Raw genomic sequence first — 16,586 nt, 5'->3', positions numbered from 1 at the left:
AATATCAGAAACTTAAGACAATTCAATATACCTATTTTCTACAATATAATCAGATTTGCGCAGTCCCATGCTTACCACCAGTTTTATGGCCATTTTCTCCAGGCAGAACTTCAATGGCATCCAGCGCTTTTCTTTTTCATCATGCCAAGGACTCATCGCTTTATACTTATCAAATTCTTTTTTCCATGGATGCTGGCAGTTCTTATACCATGGTTTAGGAATACCCGTAAAATGGATGATGGTCGGATGAGCCTGAGCTTCCAATATCTGTTCATCAAATTCCCAGGAGATAAGAGAATAACGCAAATCAAACCAATACTCATTCAGTACATTATATCTGATAGGTAATACCAACTTAGAATTCTTAAACAGATAGTTCAGTACATCCTGATCATGACATTTCAACCTTTCCGCATTAGATTTCACATAATCAAAGAATTTGGAAAGAACCTGCTTTTCACGCCAATATTTCAGATTGACAACTAACATACCTGCATTAAAATATCCCAAAGTTTGGGGATAACGCAAGCGATTATAGTGTTCTATCTTATTATTATAACTATCTGGAACAGCAGCAATTGCATAGTTTTCAACTGAAGTATTCCACAATTCAACAAGTTTATCCACAACCAGAATATCGCCATCCAGATAGATAACCTTATCAATATCAGCAGGCAGAATTTCCGTAAGATACAAACGATAATAAGTAGCAAACGAAGTTCCTACATGATCTACTTGAAAATCCAGACCAATTGGAAAATGTTTGAAGATATCATCATTAATTAGATAGAAATGAATATTTTGCTGATAACGGGCAGCTATGGTTCTGATAGAATCCAATAATACAGCAGAATCCTGATCATGCAAGAGATGTACATTGACAACTTCTCCTCTGTTGCTCTCAAACAAAGAGGTCAACATGATACCGGTCGGCATGATATATTTACTATCAGTAGAACAAACTATTTCCATTTTTATGTTTTTTGTACTACTATTAATACGTAAATTAAATCTTTTTATTATCTTTGCAGTCATAAAAAAGAATAACTTATGCAGAAAGAATTAATATCAGAGATATCTTCACCATTGGTGAGTTTCATCATTACTACAAGCAACCATCAGAAGGAACATCTTGTAGAATGCATCAATAGTATCATTCAGCTTTCGCTCAATGCAAAAGAGAGGGAAATAATTCTCGTTGATGATGGTAGCGATGAACTGGTAGCCAGCCAGATAAAAGATTTGCTGGATAACCTGCTCTATTTAAGATTACCAGGCTTAGGCAGCAGTATGGCACGCAACTATGGCATATACTTAGCCAAAGGAAAATACATCCAGTTTATAGAAGGAGATGATTATCTTCTTCAGCCAACCTATGAACATTGCCTTGACATCGTGAGATTCCATAATCCAGATATCGTTACATTCTGTTTCAGCAAGGATGATACAGGAGAACCGTCTTACGAACTCCCTACCCCAATCAGCGGCACAGAATACCTCAACAACAATACCCTTTTAGGCTCAGCCTGTTCCTATATATTCCGCCGCGCCATTGTGGGTAGCCTGTTATTCTCACCAAACATCAGTTTTGGTGAGGACGAGGAATTTACACCACAACTCTTCTTACGGGCAGAACGAATATTCAAGACTCAGACCTCACCTTATTATAATAGAGTGGATAAATACGCGCCTGGCGAATTAGAAAATAAGGATAAGATAGATATCCACATGGACAATAAACTGGAGGTGATTCTACATCTTCAGAAGTTGCTCGATACGGTTCCTGTAGCAGAGCGCCAAGCACTCAACCGCCGTATAGCCCAGCTCTCGATGGATTATCTGGTTAACAATATCCGTTTGAAGCATTCATTGATATCCTTGAATCATGCCATCAGAGAATTAAGGAAACACGGATTATATCCTCTTCCGAACAAAGAATATACCAAGAAATATATGATGTTCAGAAAGATGATAGGTACATACGTAGGACGAATTGCACTTCTCTTTCTTATCAAGAAATAAATGAATGAAGGCATAAAGATTTCTCCCATCCGGATAAGCATACAGAGGAATAAGAGAAAATCCTATATAAACAAAAATAGAGCATTCAAATCACTTGAACGCTCTATCTTTATAATTAGATTAAATTTTCTAATATTATTTGTATAAGTAAAAGATGATGAAATGACGTTTCACAACGTCCGTTTGTTTTAACTGATGCAAAGATACGACGATTTTTATCTATAAAGTCGTAAATAATACATTTTATGGTAGCGAAATATGATTTTTTCACCCATAAAAAACGGGGGTGTAATTTAAACTGTGTCAAGGCTTGTTCTTAACTTTCATTCCCACTCCCTGCTGGGGGCATGCCCCCAGCAGGGAAGCCTTTTCGGCTGCAAAGTTACATAATTTTAAATCTATCTCCAAATTTTATTGCCATTTGTTGAGAAATTTGTCCCCAATTTGCCAGTGGCATAGTCCATTTCTTACGGATGTTGCGGTAAGCTAAGTACACAAGCTTCTCCAAAGAATTATCCGTAGGAAAGACCCCTTTAGTCTTTGTGACCTTTCTTACCTGTCTGTGATACCCCTCAACCGTATTGGTCGTATAAATGAGTTTACGGATGGCTGGAGTATATTGGAAATACTCTGTCAGACGTTCCCAATTGTCACGCCATGACTTGATGACAATTGGGTACATCTCTCCCCACTTAGACTCTAACAGGTCTAAATTAGCAGCAGCGGAGTCTTTGTTTACTGCACCATATACTGTTCTTAAATCCTTGATAAACTCCTTTTGATGCTTACTGCCAACATACTTGATAGAATTGCGTATCTGATGGACAATACAGAGCTGCACAGAACTCTCAGGAAATACGCTTTGGATGGCATCCGGGAAGCCTTTGAGACCATCAATACAACAAATCAAGATGTCTCGAACACCACGGTTCTGAAGATCCGTAAGAACTTCTAGCCAGAAGTTAGCTCCTTCACTCTTAGACACATACATACCTAACAGTTCTTTTTGGCCTTCCTTGTTGATACCAAGAATGTTGTAAATGGCTCGTGTGACAGCTCTGCCATTCTCATCCTTTACCTTATAATGGATAGCATCAAGCCAGCAAATGGCATATACAGGATCGAGCATGCGAGACTTCCAGGCGGTGATTTCGGGTAATACACGGTCTGTTATAGAGCTGATTGTATCGGCTGATAGAGTTGTGTTGAACTCACGCTCAAAGTAGCTGCTGATGTCACGTGTGCTGGTGCCCATGGCGTACATCTCAATAATCTGGTCTGCCATGCCATTGGCAAGAATAGTCTCACGCTTCTTTACGGTCTCAGGTTGGAAAGTTCCGTCTCGGTCACGAGGAGTCTCTATAGTGACCTCACCATATTTTGTTTGAACCTTCTTACTCATCTTACCATTACGACGGTTGCCGGAAGAGCGTTCCTCTTCACTTAAATGAGCGTCCATCTCACCTTCGAGAGCTGAGTTGAGAATACGCTCTAACAATGGAGCTAATGCTCCGTCCTTGCCAAATAAGGCTTCACCACTACGCAACTGCTGAGCTGCTTTCTTGTAATCAATTTCTAAGTTGTCCATAATATAAAAACTGTGTTAAACTACTTTTATTGTAGCTTGACACAGTTTAGTTTACACTCTCTAAAAAACATATTTCACCACTAATCTAATAATTTTCACCACATTATTCTATGATAGTGACAACATCTTTTCTATTGGTTTGACCGCTTTTTTCGCTATTTCAGGAGCCACTTCAACTGTTGGCCAACCAAATTTCAATGCATTGTATATCTTCTTGAGCGTATTCATCTTCATATACTCACACTCGTTGCAGCTGCAACCTAATCCACCCTCGCTTACCTCTGGAGGTACAGGATAGAAAATTACGTTAGGACAATTATGCTCCAGCTCATGCAGGATACCCGCCTCTGTAGCGATAATATACTCCTTAATTTCAGGATGCTCTTGGGCATAATGCAACATGGTGGCTGTAGAGCCCTTTACATCGGCTACAGTAAGTACTGGTGCCTTACACTCCAGGTGAGCCATCACAACAGCCTCAGGATGCTTCTGCTTCAGTTTAACTATAGCCTCTACAGAGAATTTCTCATGTACATGGCAACCACCGTTCCAAAGCAACATATTGCGGCCTGTAACGCTGTTTATATAGTTACCGAGATTATAGTCTGGACCAAAGATGATTTTTTCGTCCTGTGGGAAACTGTCAATCACTTTCTTAGCATTACCGCTTGTCACTACACAATCAGTCAGCGCCTTCACTGCAGCCGTGGTGTTTACATAACTCACAACCTTATATCCTGGATGCTCTTCCTTGTACTTTTTCAAATCCTCAGCCTTACAGCTGTCAGCAAGCGAGCAACCAGCATTCAAGTCAGGACAGATTACGATTTTGTCAGGACTCAAGAGTTTGCATGTCTCAGCCATGAAGTGCACGCCACACATAACCATTACCTGGGCATCGGTTTCTGCAGCTTTACGAGCCAAAGCCAGAGAGTCACCAACAAAGTCGGCGATGTCCTGAATCTCACCTACCGTATAGTAGTGGGCGAGGATAATAGCATCTTTCTCCTTGCAAAGCTTTCTGATTTCAGCTTTCAAGTCCAAGGCTTCGTCAACGGGTTCGTCAACGTATCCTTTCTCAATCCATTCTTTTTTCACCATAACATTCATATTATATTTCTTATTTTTTATTTTTTATTTTTTTAAAAAAGAATATAGAGATGATGATATGCCGTGGATAAGTGGATAACATTCTGCATAAAAACTTGCGTATTTCGTTATCCAAGTCTTATTTCAGTTTATCCGCAGAGGCCTTTGAAATCTTTTTCTTGTCTCTTAATGCATTAACCGGTTTATCAACATTTCCCCAATTCGGTGCAAAGTTAATAAGTTTATATCTTTTTTCGGTCAAAAACTGCGAAAAAGTTTCTAAAAACTTAATAATATCTATGTGGATATCCTCTTTTCGTTGGTTTGAGATAGGTATGTGTGGATATTTTCAAACTTATTAAAAAGTTATTATTGGGGTTTTCCGTACACTTATCCACGCTTTTGTGGAAAACAAAAAAGAGGGTGTGTCATAAGTCTATGACGCACCCTTTTTTTGTGTGTTTCTATATATTCTAGTTGAATCGTAGTCTTTCTTCACAAAGGGAATCTTATTATATTGTATAGAAACTTTACTTTTCTTGTTTTATCGATAACAAAACAGCCCCAAAGCTCACAAAAGGGCATAGTTATCCCTGACGATAAAAAAAACAAAATTGAGTTTTATCGTTTTATACCCAAATATTTCTTCAAATTGAATCCCATTCCGAACAATCCTAGATCCATGTAAACCTTGTCCATTCCAAAATGCCTGAATCGCTTATAATGCATATCTGCCTTCATCTGCCCAAATACAGCTTCCGGCTCTATCGGTCGCTGGCTTCTGTGTTTCAAGCCCTCTTCAGACGTTAGTAGCAGGAAGGCTTCCTTTTTATATGCATTCAGTTTATGGTTGACATATATGGTTCTGTTGCCTTTGGATTTCTTGCAGAGACTTCCAAGCGGACATCCATCACATCGTTGTGCTCTATATAATGTAATGACAGACACATAGCCGGAGTCACTTTTCGTTTGCCGTTGTCCACAAGGTTCCATGTGTTGTCCCATGGGGCAGACATAATAGTCATCATCCCTGTTGTAGTAGAAGTTCGCTTGGTTGAAGGCATCCTCCTTGAAAGGCTTATGCTGTTCCTTGTGAAACCAGTTGTACTTTACATAACCCACCATTTCTTCCATCTCTAGGTACTCGTAGTTCTCCTCCGAGCCATACCCTGAGTCTGCGGTGACGCTCTTGGATTGCTTTCCATATCTTTTCTTGTACTTATCCAAAAAAGGCTTGAAGGTCAGGGTGTCTGTTGGATTGGGATAAAGGGCGAAATTCGTCCAATATTGATTCTCTGTCGCAATTTGAAGGTTATAGGCAGGCTTTGTCTGCCCATTGTTCATGGCATCTTCCTTGAGGCGCATGAAGGTCGCATCGGGATCGGTCTTGGAGTAACTGTTTCTCTCGCCCAGTATATCCAGTGATTTTTCATACTCGCACAGTTTGTCCGAGGCTTTGAACAAGTGATCTATCTGAGTATTTAGCTTTTGCTTCTCTCTTCCTGTAAGCTTTGCCTTAGGAAGGTTCTTCACTTGCCTCTCACACAAACGTGCACTTCTCTCTACATCCTTGGCGGAAGTGGCTGGCTCGCTGTCTTCTTCCTTAATGTCACTCCCGCCATTCAGGCGAATTTGTTCTTTTATCTGAGCCAATGCAGCAGAGGTCTTTTCCAAGAGCTTAGCCCTGTTCTTTTCCACGGTCTTCTTCCATACAAACGTGTACTTGTTTGCTTTCGACTCTATCTTAGTACCATCAACATATTGTTCCTCCAGACTAATCACGCCCTTTTCAACCAATATGGAGACGACCGCATCAAAATAAAAGTCGATGCATTTAATCATATGATGGGATCTAAAGCGGTTGATTGTTGCGAAAGATAATTGCTTACCTCCACAAATCCACATATAGCGAACATCGTATTTAAGTGCGTCCGCTATGCCACGACAGGAATAAACGCCATTGATATAGGCAAAAACAACTAAACTTAGAAGCATCTTCGGACTGTAAGGAGGAGCACCAATCCCATCATAGGTATCCATGAGAGGGTTGATGTCCATACTGCGAACAATACGATCCACCATACGAACTTTGCTGTCTTTTGGCACATAATCATCGAAAGAGTTAGGAAAAAAGCTCAATTCGTGCCGAGTTTCAGATTTTATTTGTATCTTTGCCATACTTAAAGAAGTTTTCTGCAAAGATACAAATCTTTTGCGGAAAGGCAAAGCCCGAGCTTGTGAAAGTTTGGGCTTTGTTGTAAATAAAAATGTTTTTTAAAGATTTCGTATCTGTGAAAAGGCAAAAAATAAAAAGGGGTGCGTCACAGACTTATGACACACCCTCTCTGGTCTGAGTTATTTATATGGTTGGTAATGAGGGTGTGTCATAAGTCTGGATAATAGTTGGCGCATAACAGTTGACCAACGCATGCACAACGGCTGTTGTGCATGCGCATATCAGCTGTTATGCAAGCGCACAACAGCTGTTGTGCGGCCGAAGATACTGACAATCTCAACAACATATCCTATCTCTTCCAACAACATATCCTATCTCTTCCAACAACATATCCTATCTCTTTCAACAACATATCCTATCTCTTTCAACAACATATCCTATCTCATCCAACAACAAGAAGAGGGTGAATCATAAACTTATGACACACCCTCTTCTGATATATTATTATATATAGAAGTTCTGATTCCCTATCTTTTGTTCAAAACAGAATCAATTTTTTCTGTTACCAGTTCAGGAGAGATATGCTTCATACATGCGAAGTCTCCCCTAGCGCAAGGCTTGTTACCATAGATACTGCAAGGGCGGCAAGGTAAGTCAAGCTGTACGGCATTGGCAGGATCCTGATGCCAGCCCATGAAACCTGCGTATGGATGGGTAGCTCCCCAGATGCTTACTACAGGAGTGTTAACAAGCGATGCCAAGTGCATATTGGCACTATCCATGCTCACCATAACGTGCAGATGACTAATCAGGATGAGTTCCTGTTTCAATCCGTTAAGATGAGAAGAAGCGTTAATGAGCTGTGGATACTTCTCAGCCCAGTCGTTCATCACTGGTGTTTCGTCTTTGCCTCCACCGAAAAGGAAGATATGAGCGTGTGGATGATTGTGGATAAGTCGCTGGATAACTTTTTCCATCAGTTGTATCGGATATATTTTTCCCTCGTGTGCAGCGAAGGGAGCAATACCAATCCACGGCTCTGTTATGTGCTTGTCTTCTTGTGAGATAGCATTCTCTCCTACTCCGAATACCTCCTGTGGTAAGATACTTAAATCTCCTTGTTTTCCATCCCCATAGATAGATGTGAAATCCATGTGGATAGGATATCCAAGTTGTGCAAAAACATCAGCATAGTTTTGGAACGATGTAGGTTGCTGCACAAGTTTTTTACCATTAGAAGCTACCAGCTTGCGTTTTCCCTTGCGATGTTTGTCAATATGTGCAACCTTGAAGTTATCCAGGTTGAAGCGCATACGCAGATAATCGGAACGCAGCACGCTATGTAAATCGGCAATTGCTGTAAACTGTTTGGCTATCAATCGGCGATAGAGTGCGTTGAGTCCTTTCACCCCTTTGTATTCCTCCTTGATATCAGCTTCCATAAATCCAACGTTAGGAGCCAAGTCTTCAAAGAAAGGACGGGCAAAGGGACGACTGAGCACAGTAATTCTTACTTTCGGGTATTGTTTGGCCAAAGATTGAATTACAGGTACAGTCATGGCTACATCGCCCATGGCTGAAAATCTAATTACCAGGATATGCTCAGTTTTCATCGTTTTTTCTTCTATATATAATATAAAGTGAAAAAAGAGAGCCATACCTCTTATTATATAATAAGGTATATGCGCTCTCCTATTCTGTTTTTTATTTCTTGTAGAGTACAGGATTGGTTGAAGGATCGTTGTACATCTTCATCTGTCGGTAAACCTTCATGTATTTGCGTCCAGCCTCGATATCTTCCAAGAGTTGGTCGATAGCTGTAGAAAGGTCTACCTGCTGTTCCAGAAGTACATCCAGTTTGGCTTGGCATTTCGCTTTGTGCTCAGCCGAAGCTTCCGGACGTTCCACCTGCTCCTTCATGTGATAAATCTTGAGGGCAAGAATACTCAAGCGGTCAACAGCCCATGCAGGACTCTCAGTGTTGATGCGTGCATCATCCTGAACCTTCACGTCTTTGTATGTTTCGCGGAAGTAAGTATCGATTTGCTCAACGAGGTCTGTTCTGTCCTGGTTGCTCTTGTCGATTCTGCGCTTCAATACGAGTGCTTCAGCCGGGTCTATCTGAGGATCACGGATAATATCCTCGAAATGCCACTGTACAGTGTCAATCCAACACTTCAGATAAAGGTAGTTCTCGATGCTACCTTCCTGGTATGGATTATTGATTGGTGTATCAATGTTGTCTTTGATATGATAATCGGCTATCGCCTGATTAAATATCTTATTGGCTTTTTCTGTAAATGTCATAATGGATTTAAATGTTTAATTAATACCGTACAAAAGTAACAAAATAATCTGAAACGACCAACAAAAAAGGAAAAAAATGCCAAAAATATGCACAATTAGGGGGTGTTTGTGCACCATAATGCACTTTTTTCGCCAAAATATTTGTTTATCTCAAAAAAAAAGTGTTCCTTTGCACCCAGATTTTTAATTAGAAATTGATTTATAAACATTTTAAAAGTTACAATTATGTCAGAAATTGAAAGCAAAGTAAAGGCAATTATCGTTGATAAACTCGGTGTTGATGAGGCTGAAGTTAAGCCAGAGGCAAGCTTCACAAATGATCTTGGTGCAGATTCTTTGGATACTGTAGAGTTGATCATGGAGTTCGAGAAGGAGTTCTCTATCTCTATCCCAGACGATAAGGCTGAGAAGATTGCTACTGTAGGTGACGCTATCTCTTACATTGAGGAGAACGCTAAGTAATTTAGCAGCTAAATTATACTAAATGGAATTAAAGAGAGTTGTTGTAACAGGTCTCGGTGCTGTGACTCCAGTTGGTAATACTCCTGAGGAAACTTGGGAGAGCCTCCTTGCTGGTAAGAGCGGTGCTGCGCCTATTACTCATTTCGATACAACCCTTTTCAAGACCAAGTTCGCTTGCGAGGTTAAAGGCCTGAACATCAATGATTGGATTGATCGTAAGGAAGCTCGCAAGCTTGACCGTTATACCCAGTTGGCTATGATTGCTGCCATGCAGGGTGTAAAGGATGCTAATATCGATCTTGAGAAGGAAGACTTGAACAACGTTGGCGTTGTATTCGGTGTAGGTATCGGTGGTATCAAGACTTTCGAGGATGAGGTGAAGTACTATGGTACTCACGAGGAGAATGGTCCTAAGTTTAACCCATTCTTCATCCCTAAGATGATTGCAGATATCGCTTCAGGTCAGATTTCCATCCACTTTGGATTCCACGGACCAAACTACACTACTACATCTGCATGTGCTTCTTCAAGCAATGCATTGGCTGATGCCTTCAACCTGATTCGTTTGGGTAAGGCAAACATCATCGTTAGCGGTGGTGCAGAGGCTGCTATCTGCGCTTGTGGCGTAGGTGGTTTTAATGCTATGCATGCATTGTCAACACGTAATGATGACCCAGAGCATGCTTCACGTCCGTTCAGCGCAAGCCGTGATGGATTTATCATGGGCGAGGGTGCAGGTTGCTTGATTCTCGAGGAACTTGAGCACGCTAAGGCTCGTGGTGCGAAGATTTATGCTGAGATGGTAGGTGAGGGCGAGAGTGCCGATGCTTATCACATCACAGCATCTCATCCTGAGGGTCTTGGTGCTAAGCTCGTTATGGAGCGTGCACTTGCTGATGCCAATCTGAAGCCAGAGGACATTGACTATATCAATGTTCACGGTACATCTACCCACGTAGGTGATATCTCTGAGGCTAAGGCTATCAAGGCTGTCTTCGGTGATGCAGCTTACAAGCTCAACATCAGTTCTACCAAGTCAATGACTGGTCACCTCCTTGGTGCTGCTGGTGCAGTAGAGGCTATGGCTTGTGTTCTTAGTGTGAAGAACGATATCGTTCCTCCTACTATCAACCACGAAGAGGGTGATAATGATCCAGAGCTCGATTACAACTTGAACTTTACCTTCAACAAAGCTCAGAAGCGTGAGGTTCGTGCTGCATTGAGTAATACTTTCGGATTCGGCGGTCACAACTGCTGTGTAGTATTCAAGAAGTATGCTGAATAATTTTATAGATAGGATAAAGCTCTCTTTCCGCAAGGATAAAGAGCTTTATTTGTCTTTATATGAAATCCTCGGTTTTTATCCTCACGACATCAGCTACTACAAGATGGCGCTGTTGCACAAGAGCATCATGCACCGCAATTCTAAGGGAAAACCAGTGAACAATGAGCGGTTGGAGTTCTTGGGTGATGCAGTTTTGGATGCTGTAGTAGGAGATATCGTGTACCAGCATTTCCCTGGCAAGCGTGAGGGATTCCTTACCAATACCCGAAGCAAGTTAGTGCAGCGTGATACGCTGAATAAACTGGCACAGGAAATGGGCATCAACCAGCTGATTCTTTCTAATGGCCACAGTTCTTCTCATAACAGTTATATGGGAGGAAATGCGTTCGAAGCTTTGGTAGGTGCCATTTATCTAGACCGTGGTTACGATGCCTGCATGTATTTTATGCAGAAACGTATTCTGGCACAAATGATAAACATCGATAAGGTGGCTTATAAGGAGGTTAACTTCAAGAGCAAACTCATCGAATGGAGCCAGAAAAACCGCGTGAAGCTGGATTTCGTTATGCTAGACCAGCAAAAAGACAAGAATGGTAGCCCGATTTTCACCTATCAGGTTGTACTCGAAGGTGTTGAAGGTGGAGTAGGAAAGGGCTATTCCAAGAAGGAAAGCCAGCAGGTGGCTTCTAAGACTAGCTTGGAAAAACTGCGCAAAGAACCACAGTATATTGATGCTGTGTTCACAGCTAAGGCTAACCGCACCAAGATGGAAGAGGAACCTGTTGAAAACGTGCCTAACACAGAAGTGAAAGACGATTTCATCATCTCGCAGGATGCTGATGCACAAAACGCACCGGTGGAGGAGAAGCACATCAATGTTTTCAAAGAGGAGGTTTTCACAGAGAAATCTGCCGAAACTGCCCAGGAAACTGAAGTGCAGGTCGAGGTGAAGGATGAAAAGAAGGAGAGTGATGAGTTCGATTTGAGCGACATCACGGCTCATCCTAAGGAATTATCAAGAGAAGAGATTATTGCCGCTGCCGAAGCGGCTGCTTTCGGTAACGATGAGTAAACTGTATCTCTTTCCGGATAGGAAATACGATTTAACAGAAGACTCCCATAAGATGGTAAATATCGCCACTTATGGGAGTCTTTTGTGTTGTATATTTCCTTTTTGTATACTTTATCTTACCCTTTTGTATTAAAAAATAGTAAAAACTTTCTCTATATCAAAAGTTTGATTTACTTTTGCATCTACTTAAATGATATATATCTAGATATGAGTTTAACAACGATAGTAAGTAACGTCTTCAAACCTCGGCAGAAGGAGTTGGAGAAGTATGTCTATGATGCAGAACATTTGCAGCATAAAGTGCTTATGCACCTTATAAATAAAGGAAAAAATACTGAATATGGTGTCAAGCATTTATTAAATACCACCAACAGTTATGATAAATTTGCACAGAATATTCCTGTCAATACCTACGAGGAGTTGAAGGGGGATATCGACCGTATGCGTCATGGCGAAAAGGATATTCTATGGCCGGGACTGGTAAAATGGTATGCCAAGTCATCTGGCACCACCAACGATAAGAGTAAGTTTATCCCGGTTTCTCATGATGGCTTGCATGGCATTCATTATGCCGGAGGCTTTGATGCCGTAGCCTATTATCTGCGCAATAATCCGAAGAGCAGACTCTTTGATGGCAAGAGCCTTATCTTAGGTGGAAGCCATTCGCCTAACTATAATGTGTCGGATAGTCTGGTGGGTGACCTGAGCGCTATCCTCATCGAAAATATCAACCCGCTTGCCAATTTGGTGCGTGTTCCTAAGAAGTCAACTGCTCTCCTGAGCGATTTCGAAGTGAAACGCGACCTTATTGCCCGCGAAACGATGAATAAGAACGTAACCAATATCTCGGGTGTTCCTAGCTGGATGCTTAGTGTGCTGGTGCGTGTCATGGAACTTTCCGGCAAGAAGCATCTGGAAGAGGTATGGCCTAATCTGGAGGTATTCTTCCATGGCGGTATTGCCTTTACTCCTTACCGCAAGCAGTATGAACAGCTCATCACTTCGCCGAACATGCATTATATGGAGACTTATAATGCCAGCGAGGGATTCTTCGGACTGCAGGATGATCCGGCAGACCCAGCCATGTCGCTTATGATAGATTATGATGTATTCTACGAGTTTATCCCTATGGACGAATTCGGCAGCGAGAATCCTACCGTTGTGCCTCTCTGGGGTGTTGAGGTAGGCAAGAACTACGCTATGATCATCACCACTTCCTGTGGTTTGTGGCGCTATCTCATCGGCGATACGGTTCAGTTTACCAGCAAGAATCCTTATAAGTTTGTCATTACCGGCCGTACCAAGTACTTTATTAATGCATTTGGCGAGGAACTGATCATGGATAATGCTGAGAAGGGATTGGCTTATGCCTGCGAGAAGACAGGTGCTCAGGTTTCTGATTATACCGCTGCGCCGGTTTATATGGACAGTAATGCTAAGTGCCGTCACCAGTGGCTCATAGAGTTCTCTCAGGAGCCAGCCAGCCTCGATGAATTTGCCAGTCTGTTAGATCAGAAGCTGCAGGAAATCAACAGCGATTACGAGGCCAAGCGCTTTCACGACGTTACCCTCCAGCATCTGGAGATAGTGAAGGCCAAGCCGGGACTCTTCAATGAATGGCTGAAGAGCAAGGGCAAGTTAGGTGGACAGCATAAGATTCCACGCTTGAGCAACAGCCGCAAGAACATTGATGAGATGCTCATGATGAACAAATAAACCAAGCAGCATGCTTCTTCCGCCTGAAGTTGAAGTGATGCTGCAATATTAAGAAGATATAAAGAATGATTCAATTAGACGACATAAAGAGCAAGTTGAAGACAAATTCACTGTTTCTGCCTTTCTACGTCTTAGCTTTCCTCATGTTGGCATCCTGTGCCAAGATGGGACAGCCGGATGGTGGTTGGTTCGACGAAACTCCTCCTAAGGTGATTGGAGCTTCGCCAGCCGATAAGGGCGTAAATGTGAAGCAGAAGAAGGTGAATATCTATTTCGACGAATATATCAAGGTAGATAATCCTACCGAGAAAGTGGTTGTTTCGCCTCCGCAGCTCGAAGTGCCTGAAATCAAGGCTTCGGGCAAGCATATTCAGATTTCTCTGGTAGATTCGCTCAAGCCGAATACTACCTATACCATCGACTTTTCCGATGCCATCAGCGATAATAACGAGGGCAATCCGATGGGAAACTATACCTACAGTTTCTCTACCGGCGAGGTCATCGATACGATGGAGGTGTCAGGATATGTGCTCGAATCGGAGAATCTGGAGCCTATTAAGGGTATTCTGGTAGGTCTTTACGCTGATCATGCCGATTCAGCCTTCAAGACCAAGCCTATGCTGCGTGTAAGCCGTACCGACAGCCGTGGTCGCTTCGTCATAAAAGGTGTGGCTCCGGGCTCTTACCGCATCTATGCCCTGCAGGATATGGATGGCAACTATATGTTCAGCCAGAAAAGCGAAAAACTCGCTTTTTCTCATGATATTATCGTGCCGTCAAGCAAGCCGGATGTACGACAGGATACTACATGGATTGATTCCTTGCATATCAAGTCGATAGATCAGGTTAATTATACTCATTTCCTACCGGATAATGTAGTGCTCCGTGCCTTTACCGAACTGGTTTCCGACCGCTTCTTTCTCAAGGCAGAGCGTCAGAAGGCCAACTGCTTCTCGCTCTATTACAGTTATGGTGATTCTATCCTGCCACAGATCAAGGGCTTGAATTTTAATGAGAAAGATGCTTTTATTCTGGAAAAATCGGAGAAGAACGATACGCTTACCTATTGGCTCAAGGATACGGCGCTGGTCAACCAGGATACGCTGAATATAGAGCTTACTTACCGTATGACAGACAGTACGGGTGTGCTCCGCAACCAGACTGATACGCTCGAAATTCTTTCGAAGGAACCTTACGAAAAGCGTATGAAGGCGCAGGCTAAGGAACTGGAGAAATGGACCAAGAAGCAGGAAAAACTGAAGAAGAAGGGTGAACCTTATGATAGCGTGATGGCTGTAAAACCGCTTGATGTTCAGATGAGTGTCTCTTCTCAGCTCGATCCTGATAAGAATGTTATCTTCACCTTCAATACGCCGCTTGCCAAGGCCGATACGGCAGGCATTCATCTCTATGCCAAGCATGATACGCTATGGTATAGGGCGCCGATGGAGTTTAAGCCGCTGGGCAACCGCAAGTATATTCTGAGAGGCGAGTGGCGTCCGGACATAGAATATAGTCTGGAGGTTGATTCTGCCGCGTTCCAGGACATCTACGGACTTGTATCTAAACCTGTAAAACAAGGTTTCAAGGTCAATTCCCTGGATACTTACGGCACGCTGCTCATTAATGTAACGCACGATTTCGACAATCATCCGCTCCTCGTTCAGCTACTAAATGCGCAGGATCAGGTGGTGAAAGAAGTGAAGGCAGTGAACGGAGTAGCCGAATTCTATTATCTCAAGCCGGAGAAGTATTACATGCGTCTGATAGTAGACCGCAACGGCAACGGCAAGTGGGATACAGGCTGCTATGATAAAGATGAACAGGCAGAAGAGGTGTATTACTATCCAGACGTGATAGAATGCAAGGCTAAATGGGATTTAACCGAGAGTTGGGATCCTACGGCCCGTGAACTTTCCCGTCAGAAGCCTGGTGCCATTACCAAGCAGAAGCCTGATAAAGAAAAGAAAGTTAAGAACCAGAATGCGCAACGTGCCAAGAAACTTGGCATCGAGTACATTCCTAAATTATAAAGAATTATGAAAACGATCAAATCATTCGGGATTGCATTATTGCTACTTCTGGTCAGCACAACAGTGTCTGCCCAGTGTACCTTCCGTAATACAGCCTTCAAGTCGGGTGAGTTCCTTACTTACAATCTGTATTACAATTGGAAGTTTGTTTGGGTAAAAGCTGGTAATGCCAGTATGTCTATCGTCCAAACCACCCGTCATGGTAAGCCTGCTTATCGCGGTTCTCTTGTTACAAGAGGCAATAAGCGTGTAGATGATATCTTTGTGCTTCGCGACACTCTGCTCTGCTACAGCGGCACCGATCTGGCGCCTATGTATTTCCGTAAGGGAGCTCACGAGGGCAAGCGCTATACGGTAGATGAGGTATTCTACAGCTATTCTGGCGGTAGGTGTCATCTCAAACAGCACCGTCAGCAGCATGATGGTAAGCATGTATGGAAGAATGCCACCTACGATGATTGTGTTTTTGACATGATGAACATCTTCCTGCGTGCCCGCAGTTTCGATCCTGCCAACTGGAAGAAGGGTTATACCGTAAAATTCCCTATTGCTGATGGAAAGAACCGCACTCCAGCTCAGATAAAGTTTGATGGTAAGGTTACCATCAAGGCAGATAATGGTGTGAAGTACCGTTGCCTGCGCCTTGCCTATATGGAGTATGAGAATCGCAAGTATAAGAGAATCGTAGATTTCTATGTAACCGATGATGAGAATCATATTCCTATCCGTTTGGATATGTTCCTCAAGTTTGGTGCTGCCAAGGCATTCCTCGTAGGAATGAAGGGTGTGAGAAATCCGGTTTCTTCAATCGTGAAATAAGATAAAACAAAGCTCTC

At 42.4% G+C, this 16,586-nt stretch carries 13 protein-coding genes; 7 read left to right on the top strand and 6 right to left on the bottom strand.

All coding sequences use genetic code 11. The annotated features are described in order from the left end of the window. Positions 1-12: 12 nt before the first annotated feature. Positions 13-972 (bottom strand): glycosyltransferase family 8 protein, encoded by a 960-nt coding sequence (locus RCO84_RS13570; protein WP_317585389.1) that lies wholly within the window; start codon positions 970-972, stop codon positions 13-15. A gap of 78 nt (positions 973-1,050) precedes the next feature. On the opposite strand from RCO84_RS13570, the gene RCO84_RS13565 reads away from it, so the two are divergent. Next, a complete protein-coding gene (locus RCO84_RS13565) occupies positions 1,051-2,022 on the top strand; it encodes a glycosyltransferase family 2 protein (RefSeq protein WP_287797987.1) in 972 nt (323 codons plus the stop codon). A 382-nt stretch (positions 2,023-2,404) separates the two neighbouring features. Here the strand turns inward: RCO84_RS13565 and RCO84_RS13560 are convergent, their stop codons facing one another. From RCO84_RS13560 to RCO84_RS13540, 5 genes are all read right to left on the bottom strand, one after another. Then, positions 2,405-3,610 carry an IS256 family transposase gene (locus RCO84_RS13560; protein ID WP_317584872.1) on the bottom strand — a complete coding sequence of 402 codons (1,206 nt, stop codon included), beginning with the start codon at positions 3,608-3,610 and terminating at the stop codon, positions 2,405-2,407. Positions 3,611-3,718: 108 nt separating this feature from the next. Next, positions 3,719-4,711: a quinolinate synthase NadA gene (gene nadA, locus RCO84_RS13555; RefSeq protein ID WP_317585388.1), complete on the bottom strand. Its 993-nt coding sequence runs from the start codon at positions 4,709-4,711 to the stop codon at positions 3,719-3,721. 609 nt (positions 4,712-5,320) lie between these two features. Continuing rightward, entirely contained in the window at positions 5,321-6,877 is a 1,557-nt protein-coding gene (locus RCO84_RS13550; protein ID WP_317584030.1) for an IS1182 family transposase, read from the bottom strand. A gap of 525 nt (positions 6,878-7,402) precedes the next feature. Beyond that, a complete protein-coding gene (locus RCO84_RS13545) occupies positions 7,403-8,488 on the bottom strand; it encodes a glycosyltransferase family 9 protein (protein ID WP_264901944.1) in 1,086 nt (361 codons plus the stop codon). Positions 8,489-8,579: 91 nt separating this feature from the next. Beyond that, positions 8,580-9,182: a DUF4254 domain-containing protein gene (locus tag RCO84_RS13540; RefSeq protein ID WP_144152490.1), complete on the bottom strand. Its 603-nt coding sequence runs from the start codon at positions 9,180-9,182 to the stop codon at positions 8,580-8,582. 225 nt (positions 9,183-9,407) lie between these two features. Between RCO84_RS13540 and RCO84_RS13535 the strand changes: the two genes are divergently transcribed. The 6 genes from RCO84_RS13535 to RCO84_RS13510 all read left to right on the top strand — a co-directional run bounded on the left by RCO84_RS13535 (position 9,408) and on the right by RCO84_RS13510 (position 16,569). After that, complete coding sequence (locus RCO84_RS13535) at positions 9,408-9,644, top strand: acyl carrier protein (protein WP_006848240.1); 237 nt, start codon at positions 9,408-9,410, stop codon at positions 9,642-9,644. A gap of 22 nt (positions 9,645-9,666) precedes the next feature. After that, a complete protein-coding gene (gene fabF, locus RCO84_RS13530) occupies positions 9,667-10,929 on the top strand; it encodes a beta-ketoacyl-ACP synthase II (protein WP_118080646.1) in 1,263 nt (420 codons plus the stop codon). Further along, positions 10,919-12,001, top strand: a complete 1,083-nt coding sequence (gene rnc, locus RCO84_RS13525) for a ribonuclease III (protein WP_317585387.1) — start codon at positions 10,919-10,921, stop codon at positions 11,999-12,001. The genes fabF and rnc overlap by 11 nt, the downstream gene beginning before the upstream one ends. 207 nt (positions 12,002-12,208) lie before the next feature. Next, a complete protein-coding gene (locus tag RCO84_RS13520) occupies positions 12,209-13,717 on the top strand; it encodes a GH3 auxin-responsive promoter family protein (protein WP_117695485.1) in 1,509 nt (502 codons plus the stop codon). A gap of 65 nt (positions 13,718-13,782) precedes the next feature. Continuing rightward, complete coding sequence (locus tag RCO84_RS13515; RefSeq protein ID WP_317585386.1) at positions 13,783-15,750, top strand: Ig-like domain-containing domain; 1,968 nt, start codon at positions 13,783-13,785, stop codon at positions 15,748-15,750. A 6-nt stretch (positions 15,751-15,756) separates the two neighbouring features. Further along, complete coding sequence (locus RCO84_RS13510) at positions 15,757-16,569, top strand: DUF3108 domain-containing protein (RefSeq protein WP_117728219.1); 813 nt, start codon at positions 15,757-15,759, stop codon at positions 16,567-16,569. Positions 16,570-16,586 lie beyond the last annotated feature (17 nt).

The sequence above is a fragment of the Segatella copri genome (assembly GCF_949820605.1).
Classification (GTDB): Bacteria; Bacteroidota; Bacteroidia; order Bacteroidales; family Bacteroidaceae; genus Prevotella.
This window is presented reverse-complemented; position numbering and strand designations above follow the sequence as displayed.

What these genes read in the sequence shown, in the direction of transcription:
- RCO84_RS13565 (WP_287797987.1), top strand. Translation starts at nt 1,051, where the DNA reads ATGCAGAAAGAATTAATATCAGAGATATCTTCACCATTGGTGAGTTTC.
- nadA (WP_317585388.1), bottom strand. Translation starts at nt 4,711, where the DNA reads ATGGTGAAAAAAGAATGGATTGAGAAAGGATACGTTGACGAACCCGTT.
- RCO84_RS13560 (WP_317584872.1), bottom strand. Translation starts at nt 3,610, where the DNA reads ATGGACAACTTAGAAATTGATTACAAGAAAGCAGCTCAGCAGTTGCGT.
- RCO84_RS13545 (WP_264901944.1), bottom strand. Translation starts at nt 8,488, where the DNA reads ATGAAAACTGAGCATATCCTGGTAATTAGATTTTCAGCCATGGGCGAT.
- RCO84_RS13540 (WP_144152490.1), bottom strand. Translation starts at nt 9,182, where the DNA reads ATGACATTTACAGAAAAAGCCAATAAGATATTTAATCAGGCGATAGCC.
- fabF (WP_118080646.1), top strand. Translation starts at nt 9,667, where the DNA reads ATGGAATTAAAGAGAGTTGTTGTAACAGGTCTCGGTGCTGTGACTCCA.
- RCO84_RS13550 (WP_317584030.1), bottom strand. Translation starts at nt 6,877, where the DNA reads ATGGCAAAGATACAAATAAAATCTGAAACTCGGCACGAATTGAGCTTT.
- rnc (WP_317585387.1), top strand. Translation starts at nt 10,919, where the DNA reads ATGCTGAATAATTTTATAGATAGGATAAAGCTCTCTTTCCGCAAGGAT.
- RCO84_RS13515 (WP_317585386.1), top strand. Translation starts at nt 13,783, where the DNA reads ATGATTCAATTAGACGACATAAAGAGCAAGTTGAAGACAAATTCACTG.
- RCO84_RS13535 (WP_006848240.1), top strand. Translation starts at nt 9,408, where the DNA reads ATGTCAGAAATTGAAAGCAAAGTAAAGGCAATTATCGTTGATAAACTC.
- RCO84_RS13520 (WP_117695485.1), top strand. Translation starts at nt 12,209, where the DNA reads ATGAGTTTAACAACGATAGTAAGTAACGTCTTCAAACCTCGGCAGAAG.
- RCO84_RS13570 (WP_317585389.1), bottom strand. Translation starts at nt 972, where the DNA reads ATGGAAATAGTTTGTTCTACTGATAGTAAATATATCATGCCGACCGGT.
- RCO84_RS13510 (WP_117728219.1), top strand. Translation starts at nt 15,757, where the DNA reads ATGAAAACGATCAAATCATTCGGGATTGCATTATTGCTACTTCTGGTC.